Source organism: Escherichia sp. E10V10 (assembly GCF_004211985.1).
Lineage (GTDB): Bacteria > Pseudomonadota > Gammaproteobacteria > Enterobacterales > Enterobacteriaceae > Escherichia.
This window is the reverse complement of the sequence record NZ_RHJO01000004.1, coordinates 61,168-76,313: the sequence shown is the minus strand read 5'-3', so window position 1 is coordinate 76,313 and position 15,146 is coordinate 61,168. Positions and strand designations below refer to the sequence as shown.

Annotated in this window: 12 protein-coding genes; 6 read left to right on the top strand and 6 right to left on the bottom strand. The window is 53.3% G+C overall.

From position 1 onward, the window contains the following. Positions 1-25 precede the first annotated feature (25 nt). Genes gsiD through iaaA form a run of 5 tightly spaced genes read right to left on the bottom strand, consistent with a single transcriptional unit; the run spans position 26 to position 6,259 of the window. The gene (gene gsiD / locus D9736_RS09110) at positions 26-937 is read right to left on the bottom strand and encodes a glutathione ABC transporter permease GsiD (protein WP_130205171.1); all 912 of its coding nucleotides are present in this window, start codon (positions 935-937) and stop codon (positions 26-28) included. Positions 938-939: 2 nt separating this feature from the next. Continuing rightward, the gene (gene gsiC / locus D9736_RS09105; RefSeq protein WP_130214772.1) at positions 940-1,860 is read right to left on the bottom strand and encodes a glutathione ABC transporter permease GsiC; all 921 of its coding nucleotides are present in this window, start codon (positions 1,858-1,860) and stop codon (positions 940-942) included. Positions 1,861-1,877: 17 nt separating this feature from the next. Further along, positions 1,878-3,416, bottom strand: a complete 1,539-nt coding sequence (gene gsiB, locus D9736_RS09100) for a glutathione ABC transporter substrate-binding protein GsiB (protein WP_130258177.1) — start codon at positions 3,414-3,416, stop codon at positions 1,878-1,880. Between the two features lie 19 nt (positions 3,417-3,435). Next, complete coding sequence (gsiA, locus tag D9736_RS09095; protein ID WP_130258176.1) at positions 3,436-5,307, bottom strand: glutathione ABC transporter ATP-binding protein GsiA; 1,872 nt, start codon at positions 5,305-5,307, stop codon at positions 3,436-3,438. Beyond that, positions 5,294-6,259, bottom strand: coding sequence for a beta-aspartyl-peptidase (iaaA, locus tag D9736_RS09090; protein ID WP_130258175.1), 966 nt, complete (start codon positions 6,257-6,259; stop codon positions 5,294-5,296). Before iaaA ends, gsiA begins: the two co-directional genes overlap by 14 nt. Positions 6,260-6,462: 203 nt before the next feature. Here iaaA and moeA point away from each other — a divergent pair, with 203 nt between their 5' ends. After that, the gene (gene moeA / locus D9736_RS09085) at positions 6,463-7,698 is read left to right on the top strand and encodes a molybdopterin molybdotransferase MoeA (protein ID WP_130258174.1); all 1,236 of its coding nucleotides are present in this window, start codon (positions 6,463-6,465) and stop codon (positions 7,696-7,698) included. Further along, complete coding sequence (moeB, locus tag D9736_RS09080) at positions 7,698-8,447, top strand: molybdopterin-synthase adenylyltransferase MoeB (protein ID WP_130258173.1); 750 nt, start codon at positions 7,698-7,700, stop codon at positions 8,445-8,447. Before moeA ends, moeB begins: the two co-directional genes overlap by 1 nt. Positions 8,448-8,635: 188 nt before the next feature. Here the strand turns inward: moeB and fsa are convergent, their stop codons facing one another. Then, positions 8,636-9,298 (bottom strand): fructose-6-phosphate aldolase, encoded by a 663-nt coding sequence (gene fsa, locus D9736_RS09075; RefSeq protein WP_130258172.1) that lies wholly within the window; start codon positions 9,296-9,298, stop codon positions 8,636-8,638. A gap of 129 nt (positions 9,299-9,427) precedes the next feature. Between fsa and D9736_RS09070 the strand changes: the two genes are divergently transcribed. The 4 genes from D9736_RS09070 to D9736_RS09055 all read left to right on the top strand — a co-directional run bounded on the left by D9736_RS09070 (position 9,428) and on the right by D9736_RS09055 (position 15,135). After that, entirely contained in the window at positions 9,428-10,327 is a 900-nt protein-coding gene (locus D9736_RS09070; RefSeq protein WP_130258171.1) for a glycyl-radical enzyme activating protein, read from the top strand. A gap of 5 nt (positions 10,328-10,332) precedes the next feature. Continuing rightward, on the top strand, positions 10,333-12,765 hold the full coding sequence (locus D9736_RS09065) for a glycyl radical protein (RefSeq protein WP_130258170.1): 2,433 nt from the start codon (positions 10,333-10,335) through the stop codon (positions 12,763-12,765). A gap of 144 nt (positions 12,766-12,909) precedes the next feature. Beyond that, positions 12,910-13,725, top strand: coding sequence for a sugar-phosphatase YbiV (ybiV, locus tag D9736_RS09060; protein WP_130258169.1), 816 nt, complete (start codon positions 12,910-12,912; stop codon positions 13,723-13,725). A gap of 150 nt (positions 13,726-13,875) precedes the next feature. After that, positions 13,876-15,135, top strand: a complete 1,260-nt coding sequence (locus D9736_RS09055; protein WP_130258168.1) for a DUF1479 domain-containing protein — start codon at positions 13,876-13,878, stop codon at positions 15,133-15,135. The last annotated feature ends 11 nt before the right edge of the window (positions 15,136-15,146 follow it).

Genomic DNA, 15,146 nt, shown 5'->3' with positions numbered 1-15,146 from the left:
ATTTTTAAGCAATATTCTGCCGTGGCTATGCTTTAATTTTCGGGTCCAGCGCGTCGCGTAAGCCATCGCCCAGCAAGTTGAAAGCCAGCACGGTAAGGAAGATAGCGAGTGCCGGGAAAACCGCCACATGCGGCGCGATGACCATATCCGCTCGCGCTTCATTGAGCATAGCCCCCCATTCTGGTGTCGGCGGCTGCGCCCCCAGGCCAAGAAATGAAAGGCTGGCAGCCGAGATGATCGAAGTGCCAATACGCATTGTGAAAAAGACGACAATGGAAGAGACAGTCCCGGGCAAGATATGGCGCAACAAGATGGTCATGTCGCTGGCACCAATACTGCGCGCCGATTCAATAAAAGTTTGCTGTTTCAACACCAGCGTGTTGCCGCGCACCAGACGGGCAAAAGCCGGAATGGAAAAGATGGCGACTGCGATAATTACGTTGGCAATACCGCTTCCTAACACCGCAACAACAGCAATCGCCAGTAAAATACCCGGGAAGGCAAACAGAACATCGCAAATACGCATAATCAATCGGTCCCACCAGCCTTCGTAATATCCCGCCAGTAAGCCCAATAGCGTACCGATCGCCGCACCAATAAAGACAGCAAACACACCCGCCGCCAGCGAGATTTGCGCGCCGACCAGGACACGGCTGAAAATATCACGCCCCAGCGAGTCGACACCAAACCAGTGTTGCAAAGAAGGGCCGTTATTTAGGTTGTCATAATCGAAAAAATTTTCGGCATCATAGGGGGCGATCCAACGGGCAAAAATTGCCACCACAATCAGCAAAATGACGAACAGTGCGGCGGCCATCGCCATATGCTGACGGCGAAAACGCCGCCAGAATTCATGCCACGGTGTACGTACCTGGTCAGGTTTTACCAGTGGCATAGCGTTTAACACCGCCTGGCGTCGCCAGTTAAATAGTCGCATCCTTACTTGTACCTGATAGCCGGGTTAATGGCGGCGTAAAGCACATCCACCACTAAGTTGATAAGAATAAACTCCAGCGAGAAGAGCAGAATTTCTGCCTGAATCACCGGGTAATCACGCATTTCTACCGAATCGACCAGTAAACGCCCAAGTCCGGGCCAGTTAAATACTTTCTCCACCACGATAGAGCCACCGAGCAAAAAGCCAAACTGCAATCCCATCATGGTGACCACAGGGATCATGGCGTTGCGTAAACCATGCTTGAGGACAACCCAGGTTTCGCTTACCCCTTTCGCCCTCGCGGTACGCATATAATCTTCATTTAAAACGTCAACAAACGAGGCACGGGTAAAACGCGCCATCACTGCCGCCACCGCCGCGCCGAGCGTCAGAGAAGGTAATATGTAGTGCTGCCAACTGTCTGCACCTACGGTAGGCAACCAGCCCAGTTCAACAGAGAAAACCTGAATCAGCAGTATTCCGAGCGCAAATGCCGGAAATGAAATCCCTGATACCGCGATGGTCATACTTAATCGATCCGGCCAACGGTTACGCCAGACGGCGGCGATAATACCCGCCGCCATGCCGAACAGCACCGCCCATGTCATACTGGTAATGGTCAACCACAGCGTAGGCATGAAACGGCTGGCGATCTCCTCGGCAACCGGACGACGCGACACCATCGACAGACCAAAATCCCCCTGCACGGCATTGCTGATATAGTGCCAGAACTGGTGATACAGCGGCTGATCCAGCCCCAGTTGCTGACGCACCAGTTCGATGACCTGCGCATCGGCTTCTGGACCGGCAATCAATCGCGCCGGGTCGCCGGGTAGCATATGGACAAACAAAAACACCAGCACCGAGACAATAAACAGCGTCGGAATCAGCCCCAGCAAGCGTTTGATAACGTAATTAAGCATTCCTCTCCCTGCGTTGCTTATTGCAAATCCGCATCTTCAAAGCTAAAGCCAGTGTCTGGCATAATCCAAAAACCACTCAGTTTTTTGCTGTGTGCCGACACCAGTTTTTCTACCACCAGCGGGATCCACGGCGACTCTTGCCAGATGGTATCCTGCGCCGCCTTATACAAGCGCGCCTTTTCCGCCGGATCGTTGGTTTTCAGCGCCTGGGCAAGCTCGTCATCCACCTGCTTATTGCTGTAAAACGCAGTATTAAACAGCGTCGGTGGCCAGTTCTGCGAGGCGAACAGCGGCGATAGCGCCCAGTCAGCTTCACCGGTCGAGGCCGACCAGCCAGTATAGAACATTCGCACGCCGCTCTCTTTCTGCCCTTTACCTTCAACTTCTGCCGCCCGCTGCCCGGCATCCATCGCCGTTACCTGGGCTTTAATCCCCACCTGCGCTAGCTGTTGCTGGGTAAATTGCAGCACTTTCTGCGCGGTACTGTGATTATGTGATGACCACAATGTGGTACTGAAACCGTTGGGATATCCCGCCTCTTTTAATAGTTCGCGCGCTTTAGCCGGATCGTAAGGCCACGGTTTATAACTTTGCGCGTAAGCAATACTCGGTGGCACCACACCAGTGGCAGGAACTGCATACCCCGCGAAGGCCACTTTCACCAGTGCCTGACGGTTGATGGCGTAATTCAGCGCCTCACGCACTTTTGGGTTATCGAATGGTTTCTGCGTCACGTTCATACTGATATAACGCTGCATAATCGACGGGCTGGCCATCAGCTCGATATTTTTGTTCTTGTCCAGTAGCGCAGCTTGTTCATAAGGGATGGGGAAAGCAAACTGCGCTTCACCGGTTTGCAGCATTGCCGCGCGGGTATTGTTGTCCGCCACCGGACGCCAGGTGATGCTGTCCAGTTTGGGCAAGCCTGGCTGCCAGTAACCCGCGAATTTTTTAACCTTCACAAAATCGGTCTGGTTCCAGGTATCCAGTTCATACGGTCCAGTTCCGACCGGATGAAAACCAATCTCCTTGCCATATTTTTCCAGCGCCGCCGGTGAAATCATCGCGGTCGCCGGGTGAGCGAGGATGTTAATAAACGCGGAGAACGGTTGCTTGAGCGTAATCTTCACCGTTGTCGGATCGACCGCTTCAGTTTTGGCAATATTTTTGTACAAGTTATAGCGTTTTAGATGATTTGCCGGATCGCTGGCTCGGTCCAGATTCGCTTTGACGGCTGCGGCGTTAAAGTCGGTGCCGTCCTGGAACTTAATCCCTTCGCGCAATTTCACGGTGTAAGTGAGGCCGTCATCGGAAACGGTATAACTCTCCGCCAGCACGTTTTTCAGTTTCATCTCTTTATCCAGACCGAACAGCCCCTGATAAAAAGATTTCGCTACAGCCTGAGATAACGTGTCATTCGCGTCATACGGATCGAGCGTAGTGAAGTTCGATCCCACTGCCACAACCACATCTTTGGCAGCGAATGCACAAGGTGCCATCAACGCTGCGGCAATGCCCAGCGCCACTAACCCACTACGGTGTACAGCTCTTGCCATTTTATTCTCCGCCTGAATGTTATCTACGCAAAAATGCGTACTCTGATTGTGGTTGTGCGACGTAATGCCCCGGTCCGACGCATTGCAACGAGACGGCTGCAACCTCTTCTCCACGCAGATGAATATTGCTGGGAAGATCATCCGACAGCAGCACGCGCTGCGGTCGTAGTCGGGACGGTTCTGCGACCGGAACTGCCGCCAGTAATTTACGTGTATAAGGGTGCTGCGGATTTTCAAAGACCGCACGCCGTGGACCAATTTCAACGATTTGCCCGAGATACATCACCGCCACACGATGACTAATCCGCTCTACAACGGCCATATCGTGGGAGATAAACAGAAAGGCGATGCCAAAATCACGCTGAAGATCGAGCAACAAGTTGATGATTTGCCCACGGATAGAAACATCCAGCGCCGAGACGGCTTCATCGGCAATGATCACTTTTGGATTCAATGCCAACGCGCGAGCAATGCAGATGCGCTGACGCTGACCGCCGGAAAACTCATGCGGGTAACGCCACGCATGTTCAGGTAACAGGCCAACGCGTTCCAGCAACCACGCAACGCGTGCAGCAGCTTCGTTACCTTGCAATAAACCGTGTACGCGCAGCGGTTCGACAATCGAATCACCAATGGTCTGTCGTGGATCCAGCGAGGCGTAAGGATCCTGAAAAATAAACTGGATGTCGCGACGCAATGCCTGAAGTTTGCCAGGTGAAAGGGTATCGATTCGCTGCCCTTTGAAGATGATTTCGCCGCCCTGGGATTCAACCAGACGCAGCAACGCCCTACCGGTGGTTGATTTGCCGCTCCCGGACTCTCCCACCAGCGATAACGTTTCGCCCGGCCGGAGATCAAAACTGACCTTCTCAACCGCATGCACTTCTCGCGTAACGCGATTCAGTAAGCCACTACGTAAAGGGAAACGGGTCACCAGATTACGCACCTGCAAAACAGGGTCGCCATCAACCACCGTTTTCTGCTCGACTGGTCGTTCCTGTTTAGCCGGATGTTCAAGCGATATCAGCGGGAAACGGCGAGGATAATCTTGCCCTTTCATCGCCCCCAACTGCGGCACGGCAGCCAACAGCGCGCGGGTATAAGGATGCTGTGGCGCATGAAAAATCTGTTCAACGCTGCCCGTTTCGACCGCTTCGCCCTGATACATCACCAGCACCCGATCGGCAATCTCTGCCACCACGCCCATGTCGTGAGTGATAAAGATGACGCCCATCGACATCTCTTTTTGCAATACTTTGATTAATTGCAGGATCTGCGCCTGAATGGTGACATCCAGTGCGGTGGTCGGTTCATCCGCAATCAGCACCGCCGGGCGACATGACAGCGCCATTGCAATCATCACTCGCTGGCGCATCCCGCCGGAGAGTTGATGCGGATAACGCGAAAGAATGGTTTGGGCTTCCGGGATGCGAACCTGATCCAGCATCCGCTTCGCCTCTACCATCGCCTGTTCACGACTGGCGTTTTGATGCAAACGGATAGACTCGGCAATCTGCTCACCCACAGTAAATACCGGATTCAGCGAGGTCATCGGCTCCTGAAAAATCATCGCGATATCTGCGCCGCGCACATGCTGTATTTGCCTGGCACTCTGCTCGTTAAGCTCAATCACTTCACGACTGCGCCGCCGCAATAGCATTTGATCGCACTGCACTAAACCGCCTGCTTGTTCCAATAGACGCATCAATGCCAGTGCTGTGACAGATTTACCGGAGCCGGATTCCCCGACAATGGCCAGCGTCTCACCGCGTCGCAGCCGAAAAGAAAGATTGCGCACCGCAGCCACTTTCTGCTGGTCCTGCATAAAGGCAATGTTGAGATTATCGACCGCCAGGACATCACCGGCATCAAGTTCATCACTGTGTGGCAACGGTGTCCCCTTTTTCGCGGTAGATACCAGTGGTTGGTGTATCGCCTGCGTAGCCCCAGGCGCGATACATTCCTTCGGTGTTAAACGGTAGTGCGACGTTACCTTCGTGGTCGATAGCGATTAAGCCACCGCTGCCGCCAAGCACAGGGAGTTTTTCCATCACCACCCGCTCGCAGGCTTCCGCGAGGCTTAGACCGCCATAATCCATTAACGCGCCGATGTCATACGCCGCCAGCGCGCGGATGAAGACTTCGCCCGTACCGGTACAAGAAACCGCCACACTGGCGTTATTGGCGTAGCATCCGGCACCCACTAAGGGACTATCGCCCACTCGTCCGGGTAATTTATTGGTCATTCCGCCCGTGGACGTGGCTGCCGCCAGATTGCCGTGTAAATCCAAAGCCACGGCCCCCACGGTGCCCATTTTTTGTTTTTCATCCAGCGGAGCGCCGCTATGGTCGAGGACTGTTGCCCCTTCCTCGCGCGCTGCCAGTAGTTGTTCATAACGCAACGGCGTGGAGAAAATCTCCGGCGAGACGCGCTCCATGCCATGAGAAAAAGCAAAGTTTTCCGCCCCCTCACCAATCATCATCACATGCGGGCTTTGCTCCATCACCAGACGAGCGGCAAGAATTGGGTTGCGCAGATGGCTAATGCCCGCCACCGCCCCCGCTTTCAGTGTGTTGCCATCCATCACGCAGGCGTCCAGTTCATGCGTTTCATCACGCGTAAAGACGGCGCCAATTCCGGCGTTAAAGAGCAGACACTCTTCCAGCAAGCGCACCGCTTCTGTCACCACATCCAGCGCGCTTTCACCCGCTTCGAGCATTTGCTGTCCGGTTTCAACAATGGCAGACAGCGCCTCAATGTAGCGTAATTCCTGTTGCAGACTCATCTGTGCGCGGCTAATTGCGCCTGCGCCGCCGTGGATTGCAATGACTGCTTTGCCCATAGTCTTCGTCCATTAAGGGTGGCTCGCCACTTTTGCTATAAATATCAGAATTTTTATGAATTACTCATTCAATTTTTGAATATAGAAAGATGTATATGGCATGTAAAGGCGAGTGTCTGCTCTACGACCGAGGTGGCATACAGTCTGTGGCGTTTTTCTGACATAATAGGCAAATTCGATTTTGCCTCCGCAGGAGTGTTTTCATGGAATTTACCACCGGATTGATGTCGCTCGACACCGCGCTTAATGAGATGCTTTCTCGCGTTACCCCACTGACCGCCCAGGAAACGCTGCCACTGGTACAGTGTTTTGGCCGTATTCTGGCGAGCGATGTGGTTTCGCCGCTGGATGTCCCAGGGTTTGATAACTCCGCAATGGACGGTTACGCGGTACGTTTGGCCGATATCACCTCCGGACAACCGCTGCCCGTTGCCGGGAAGTCGTTTGCCGGTCAGCCTTATCATGGCGAGTGGCCCGCTGGCACCTGCATCCGCATTATGACTGGCGCACCAGTACCGGAAGGCTGCGAAGCGGTGGTGATGCAGGAACAGACTGAGCTAACGGACAATGGCGTACGTTTTACTGCTGAAGTGCGTAGCGGGCAAAATATTCGCCGTCGCGGTGAAGATATCTCTGCGGGCGCGGTTGTTTTCCCGGCGGGGACTCGCCTGACTACCGCTGAACTGCCAGTGATTGCTTCGCTAGGGATTGCCGAAGCTCCGGTGATTCGTAAAGTGCGAGTGGCGCTATTTTCCACGGGTGATGAGTTGCAGTTACCCGGTCAGCCTCTGGGCGATGGGCAAATTTACGATACCAACCGCCTCGCGGTGCATTTGATGTTAGAACAGCTGGGTTGTGAAGTAATCAACTTAGGGATTATTCGCGACGATCCACATGCCCTGCGCGCCGCATTTATTGAAGCCGACAGCCAGGCGGATGTGGTGATCAGTTCCGGTGGTGTTTCGGTTGGTGAGGCGGATTACACCAAAACCATTCTCGAAGAACTGGGCGAAATTGCTTTCTGGAAACTGGCGATTAAACCGGGCAAACCGTTCGCGTTTGGTAAACTCTCTAATAGCTGGTTCTGCGGCCTGCCAGGCAATCCGGTTTCTGCGACGCTGACCTTCTATCAATTGGTACAACCTTTGCTGGCCAAATTAAGCGGCAATACCGCCAGTGGCCTGCCCGCGCGCCAGCGCGTACGCACGGCATCGCGTCTGAAGAAATCCCCTGGACGTCTTGATTTCCAGCGCGGCGTGCTGCAACGCAACGCCGACGGCGAGCTGGAAGTCACGACCACCGGGCATCAGGGTTCACATATATTTAGCTCCTTTAGCCTCGGCAACTGCTTTATCGTGCTGGAGCGCGATCGCGGCAATGTTGAAGCGGGCGAATGGGTGGAAGTCGAGCCATTTAACGCGTTGTTCGGAGGCCTGTAATGGCGGAACTCAGCGATCAGGAGATGCTGCGCTACAATCGGCAAATCATCCTGCGGGGTTTTGATTTTGACGGTCAGGAAGCATTGAAAGATTCCCGCGTGCTGGTAGTTGGCCTGGGCGGCCTCGGCTGTGCGGCCTCGCAATATCTGGCAAGCGCCGGTGTCGGCAACCTGACGCTGCTCGACTTCGACACGGTTTCGCTCTCAAATTTACAGCGCCAGACGCTGCACAGTGATGCCACGGTCGGGCAACCGAAGGTAGAATCAGCCCGTGACGCACTGGCGCGGATCAATCCACATATCGCGATTACGCCGGTAAACGCGTTGCTTGATGACGCTGAACTGGCTGCGTTGATTGCTGAACACAATCTGGTGCTCGACTGTACGGATAACGTTGCGGTACGTAATCAACTGAACGCGGGCTGTTTTGCCGCGAAGGTGCCGCTGGTTTCCGGCGCGGCAATTCGTATGGAAGGGCAAATCACGGTCTTTACTTATCAGGACGGTGAGCCGTGCTATCGCTGCCTTAGCCGTTTGTTTGGCGAGAACGCGCTAACCTGCGTGGAAGCAGGCGTAATGGCACCGTTGATTGGGGTGATTGGTTCGTTGCAGGCAATGGAAGCGATCAAACTGCTGGCAGGTTATGGCAAACCTGCCAGCGGGAAAATCGTAATGTACGATGCGATGACCTGTCAGTTTCGCGAAATGAAACTGATGCGTAATCCGGGGTGTGAGGTGTGCGGGCATTAATTGCCAGCTCCGGGCCTGATAAGATGCGGCAAGCGTCGCATCAGGCATTTGCTCCTGACGCCAGATGCGGCGTGAACGCCTTATCTGGCCTACGGTTCGGGTACACATTTCCAGGCCTGATAAGACGCGGCAGGCATCGGTGCACTCTGCCACGTCATCAGCAATTTATGAGGATGACAAGCGCCCTGTTAAATCGACGTTCTGCCAAACGCCCCCTGCCAGTCCTGCTCAAACTTCGCCACTGCGGCATCAACTGCCGGATAGCTAATCATCTGTTGCGCGACATCCAGCGGCAGTGTGATTGATTCGCATCCTGCCAGTAAGCAGTCCAGCGCCTGACGCGGGGTTTTGAAACTGGCTGCCAGCACTTTCGCCTGTGGCGCATGCATTTTCAGTAACTGGTGTAAGTCGGTCACCGTCTGAATGCCACTTCCGCCCTGAGCATCAATTCGGTTGACGTAAGGCGCAACATACTCTGCCCCCGCCAGCGCCGACAGCAGCCCTTGCGCCGCGCCATACACCGCCGTACCCAGCGTCGGAATACCTTCCGCTTTTAATAGCTTAATCGCTGCCAACCCCTCGGCAGTCACAGGTACTTTAACCACGATATCCGCAATAATAGAACGCAGTTTACGGGCATCGTTCACCATACCTTCAGCAGTAGTAGACATGACCTGGGCAAACAAACGCCCCTGTCCGCCCATCGCCTCATGTAACTCAGGAAGTAAAACTTCCAGAGGCTTCTTACCTGCCGCCACAATACTTGGGTTAGTGGTCACACCCGCCAACGGAAAAATACGAGCCAGCGTCTTCACTGCGGCGACGTCTGAAGTATCCAGATACAGTTCCATAGTCATCCTCTAAATCTACTTTTGTATGAAATCAGACTATCACGAAAAAACCCTCTGAACAGTTGATGTACATCAATCTAACTTTCATTCGAAAGTATTTTAATGTTTGAACGAAAAAGAGGGACATCTATGATTTTCAACATTCAGCGCTATTCGACCCACGACGGTCCCGGTATCCGCACGGTAGTTTTCCTTAAGGGGTGCTCGCTGGGCTGCCGCTGGTGTCAGAACCCGGAAAGCCGCGCCCGCACGCAGGACCTGCTATATGACGCGCGTCTGTGCCTGGAAGGCTGCGAACTATGCTCAAAAACCGCGCCGGAAGTGATTGAGCGCGCGCTGAATGGTTTACTCATTCACAGGGAAAAGTTAACGCCTGAACATCTGACGGCGCTGACCGACTGCTGTCCGACTCAGGCATTAACCGTGTGTGGTGAAGTGAAAAGCGTTGAGGAGATCATGGCGACCGTTCTGCGCGATAAACCGTTTTACGATCGCAGCGGCGGCGGCTTAACGCTTTCCGGTGGTGAGCCGTTTATGCAGCCGGAAATGGCGACGGCGCTGCTGCAAGCCAGCCACGAGGCCGGTATTCATACTGCGGTAGAAACCTGTCTGCATGTGCCGTGGAAATACATCGCCCCTTCTCTGCCGTATATCGATCTGTTTCTTGCCGATTTAAAACACGTTGCCGACGCGCCGTTTAAACAGTGGACCGACGGCAGCGCCGCCAGAGTGCTGGATAACCTGAAAAAACTCGCCGCAGCGGGCAAAAAAATCATCATTCGCGTGCCGCTGATTCAGGGCTTTAATGCCGACGAAACCTCTGTAAAAGCCATTACCGATTTTGCCGCCAGTGAACTGCACGTTAACGAAATCCATTTCTTGCCCTACCACACGCTGGGCATCAACAAATATCACTTACTTAATCTGCCCTATGACGCCCCGGAAAAACCGCTTGATGCGCCAGAACTGCTCGACTTTGCCCAGCAGTATGCCTGCCAGAAAGGGTTAACCGCGACCTTACGAGGATAACAATCATGACAACACTGAAACTGGACACGCTCAGCGACCGCATTAAAGCGCACAAAAATGCGCTGGTGCATATTGTGAAACCGCCGGTCTGTACCGAGCGCGCACAGCACTATACTGAGATGTATCAACAACATCTCGACAAGCCAATCCCGGTACGTCGCGCGCTGGCGCTGGCGCACCACCTGGCTAATCGCACCATCTGGATCAAACACGATGAGTTAATCATCGGCAACCAGGCCAGTGAAGTCCGTGCCGCGCCGATCTTCCCGGAATATACCGTCTCCTGGATCGAAAAAGAGATTGATGATCTGGCGGATCGTCCGGGTGCTGGTTTTGCGGTCAGCGAAGAGAACAAACGTGTTCTGCATGAAGTGTGCCCATGGTGGCGCGGTCAGACCGTACAGGATCGCTGCTATGGCATGTTTACCGATGAGCAAAAAGGCCTGCTGGCGACCGGCATCATTAAAGCGGAGGGCAATATGACCTCCGGCGATGCGCACCTGGCGGTGAATTTCCCGCTGCTGCTGGAAAAAGGTCTTGATGGTCTGCGCGAGAAAGTGGCAGAGCGTCGCTCGCGCATCAACCTGACAGTGCTGGAAGATTTGCACGGCGAGCAGTTCCTGAAAGCGATTGATATCGTACTGGTGGCAGTCAGTGAACACATTGAACGTTTCGCTGCCCTGGCGCGTGAAATGGCCGCGACCGAATCTCGCGAAAGTCGTCGTGATGAACTGCTGGCGATGGCAGAAAACTGCGACATCATCGCCCACCAGCCGCCACAGACTTTCTGGCAGGCGCTGCAACTGTGTTACTTCATCCAGTTGATTTTGCAGATCGAATCTAACGGTCACTCGGTGTCGTTTGGTCGTATGGATCAGTATCTCTATCCGTACTATCGCCGCGACGTTGAACTCAACCAGACGCTGGATCGCGAACACGCTATCGAGATGCTGCATAGCTGCTGGCTGAAACTGCTGGAAGTGAACAAGATCCGCTCCGGCTCGCACTCAAAAGCCTCTGCGGGAAGTCCGCTGTATCAGAACGTCACCATTGGCGGGCAAAATCTGGTTGATGGTCAGCCGATAGACGCGGTGAATCCACTCTCTTACGCGATCCTCGAATCCTGCGGTCGCCTGCGTTCGACTCAGCCTAACCTCAGCGTGCGCTACCATGCGGGAATGAGCAACGATTTCCTCGATGCCTGTGTGCAGGTGATCCGCTGCGGCTTCGGGATGCCCGCGTTCAACAACGACGAAATCGTCATCCCGGAATTTATTAAACTCGGTATTGAACCGCAGGACGCTTACGACTACGCAGCGATTGGTTGTATCGAAACCGCAGTCGGCGGTAAATGGGGCTATCGCTGCACCGGCATGAGCTTTATCAACTTCGCCCGCGTAATGCTGGCGGCGCTGGAAGGTGGTCGTGATGCCACCAGCGGCAAAGTGTTCCTGCCACAAGAAAAAGCGTTGTCAGCGGGTAACTTCAACAACTTCGATGAAGTCATGGACGCGTGGGATACGCAAATCCGTTACTACACCCGTAAATCGATCGAAATCGAATATGTCGTCGACACCATGCTGGAAGAGAACGTGCACGATATTCTCTGCTCGGCGCTGGTGGATGACTGTATTGAGCGAGCGAAAAGTATCAAGCAAGGCGGCGCGAAATATGACTGGGTATCTGGCTTACAGGTCGGTATTGCTAACCTCGGCAACAGCCTGGCGGCAGTGAAGAAACTGGTATTTGAACAGGGCGCGATTGGTCAGCAACAACTGGCTGCCGCACTGGCGGAAGACTTCGACGGTCTGACTCACGAGCAGCTGCGTCAGCGTCTGATTAACGGCGCGCCGAAGTACGGCAACGACGATGATACCGTCGATACGCTGCTGGCTCGTGCTTATCAGACCTATATCGACGAACTGAAGCAGTACCATAACCCGCGCTACGGTCGTGGTCCGGTTGGCGGCAATTATTACGCAGGTACATCATCTATTTCCGCCAACGTACCATTCGGCGCGCAAACTATGGCAACGCCGGACGGACGTAAAGCGCATACCCCGCTGGCAGAAGGCGCAAGCCCGGCCTCCGGTACCGACCATCTCGGCCCAACGGCGGTCATTGGCTCGGTGGGTAAACTGCCTACCGCAGCGATTCTCGGCGGTGTGTTGCTCAACCAGAAACTGAATCCGGCGACGCTGGAGAACGAATCTGACAAGCAGAAACTGATGATCCTGCTGCGCACCTTCTTCGAAGTGCATAAAGGCTGGCACATTCAGTACAACATCGTTTCCCGCGAAACATTGCTGGAAGCGAAAAAACATCCGGATCAATACCGCGATCTGGTGGTGCGTGTCGCGGGCTATTCCGCCTTCTTCACCGCGCTCTCTCCAGACGCACAGGACGATATCATCGCCCGTACCGAACATATGCTGTAACTCTTCCGCCCGGCGGCCACCGTCGCCGGGCCATATCATTCACGCTATCAATTTCTCGCTCAATTACATTCGAAATAAATTTGTGCCCTGCGTCACATTGTTATTACACTGTGGCGGTTTGCATTCATTGCCAGGAGCACTTCTATGAGCGTAAAAGTTATCGTCACAGACATGGACGGTACTTTTCTAAACGACGCCAAAACGTACAATCATGAGCGTTTTATGGCGCAGTATCAGGAACTGAAAAAGCGCGATATTGAGTTCGTTGTCGCCAGCGGTAACCAGTATTACCAGCTCATTTCCTTCTTCCCTGAGCTAAAAGATGAAATCTCTTTTGTTGCAGAAAACGGCGCTCTGGTTTACGAACACGGCAAGCAGCTTTTTCACGGCGAACTGACCCGACATGAATCGCAGATTGTTATTGGCGAGTTGTTGAAAGATAAACAACTGAATTTTGTTGCCTGCGGTCTGCAAAGTGCATACATCAGTGAAAATGCCCCGGAATCATTCGTTGCATTGATGGCAAAACACTACCATCGCCTGAAACCTGTAAAGGATTACCAGGACATTGACGACGTACTGTTCAAGTTTTCTCTGAACCTGCCGGATGAACAGATCCCACAGGTGATAGACAAACTGCACATTGCACTCGACGGCATTATGAAACCGGTGACCAGTGGTTTTGGGTTTATTGACCTGATTATACCTGGCCTGCATAAAGCGAACGGTATTTCACGGTTGATAAAACGCTGGGATTTGTCGCCGCAAAATGTAGTGGCAATTGGTGACAGCGGTAACGACGCCGAAATGTTAAAAATGGCGCATTACTCTTTTGCAATGGGCAATGCTGCTGAAAATATTAAACAAATCGCTCATTACGCTACGGATGACAATAATCATGAAGGCGCGCTGAATGTAATTCAGGCGGTGCTGGATAACATCGCTCCTTTCAATCGTTGATTTTCCCCGGGCCGGAGTGACCACTTCGGCCTCTCGCCTTTTTGCTCGCTTTGTGCAGTGACTCAAGATCTTTATCTTGCGTTAACTTATTTTTAACTTAAAGTATCAATCGTAATCATTTTACTTTCGAACGAAAGATGAGAGGTTGATATGACTTTTTCCTGTGAGACGCTGCCCACAGATGCGAAAGCGGCTATCCGAGAAATGAAAGCTGCGCTGCGGGAACAGCTCGGTGATGTACAACAGGTTTTCGATACACTCTCTGCAAAAATCGAAACGCGTGTTGCTGAAATCGATGCCCTAAAAGCGCAAGGGCTGCCGGTTTGGCCGGAAGTTTCTTATAGCGATATTGCCGCAAGTACAGTAAGCGATGTCACTCGCAATGAAATTAAACGTCGCGGCTGTGCAGTAATAAAAGGTCATTTCCCTCGCGAGCAGGCGCTGGCGTGGGATCGTGCCATGCTCGATTATCTCGATATCAATCATTTTGATGATGTTTATAAAGGCCCTGGCGACAGTTTTTTCGGCTCACTGGAGGCTTCTCGTCCCGAAATCTATCCCATTTACTGGTCACAAGCACAGATGCAGGCGCGGCAGAGCGAAAATATGGCTGCTGTGCAATCTTTCCTGAACCGCCTGTGGAAGTCTGAAAGCAACGGCAAGCAGTGGTTTGATCCTGATATCAGTGTGATTTACCCGGACAGGATCCGTCGCCGTCCTCCAGGCACTACATCTAAAGGTCTTGGCGCGCATACCGATTCTGGTGCGCTGGAACGGTGGTTATTGCCCGCTTATCAGCGCGTTTTTGCCAATGTGTTCAATGGTAATTTCGATGATTACGATCCCTGGGATGCTGCACACCGGACCGATGTCGAAGAGTACACGGTGGATAACACGACCAAATGTTCAGTGTTCCGCACGTTTCAAGGCTGGACTGCGCTCTCTGATATGTTATCGGGTCAGGGATTGTTGCATGTGGTGCCTATCCCGGAAGCGATGGCGTATGTTTTATTGCGCCCGCTGCTGGATGACGTACCGGACGATGAACTGTGCGGGGTTGCACCTGGCAAAGTTCTGCCCATTTCAGAGAAATGGCATCCGCTACTGATTAAAGCGCTGACATCCATTCCCGCGATAACAGCAGGGGATTCCGTCTGGTGGCACTGCGATGTGATTCACTCCGTCGCGCCAGTAGACAATCAACAGGGGTGGGGCAACGTGATGTATATCCCTGCTGCGCCAATGTGCGAGAAAAATCGAGCTTATGCACACAAAGTCAAAATGGCGCTGGAAAAAGGCGCATCACCGGGCGACTTCCCGCGGGAAGATTATGAAGCAAACTGGGAAGGCCGCTTTACACTGGATGATCTGAACATTCACGGTAAGCGCGCACTGGGCATGGACGTGTAAGAGTTGATGGA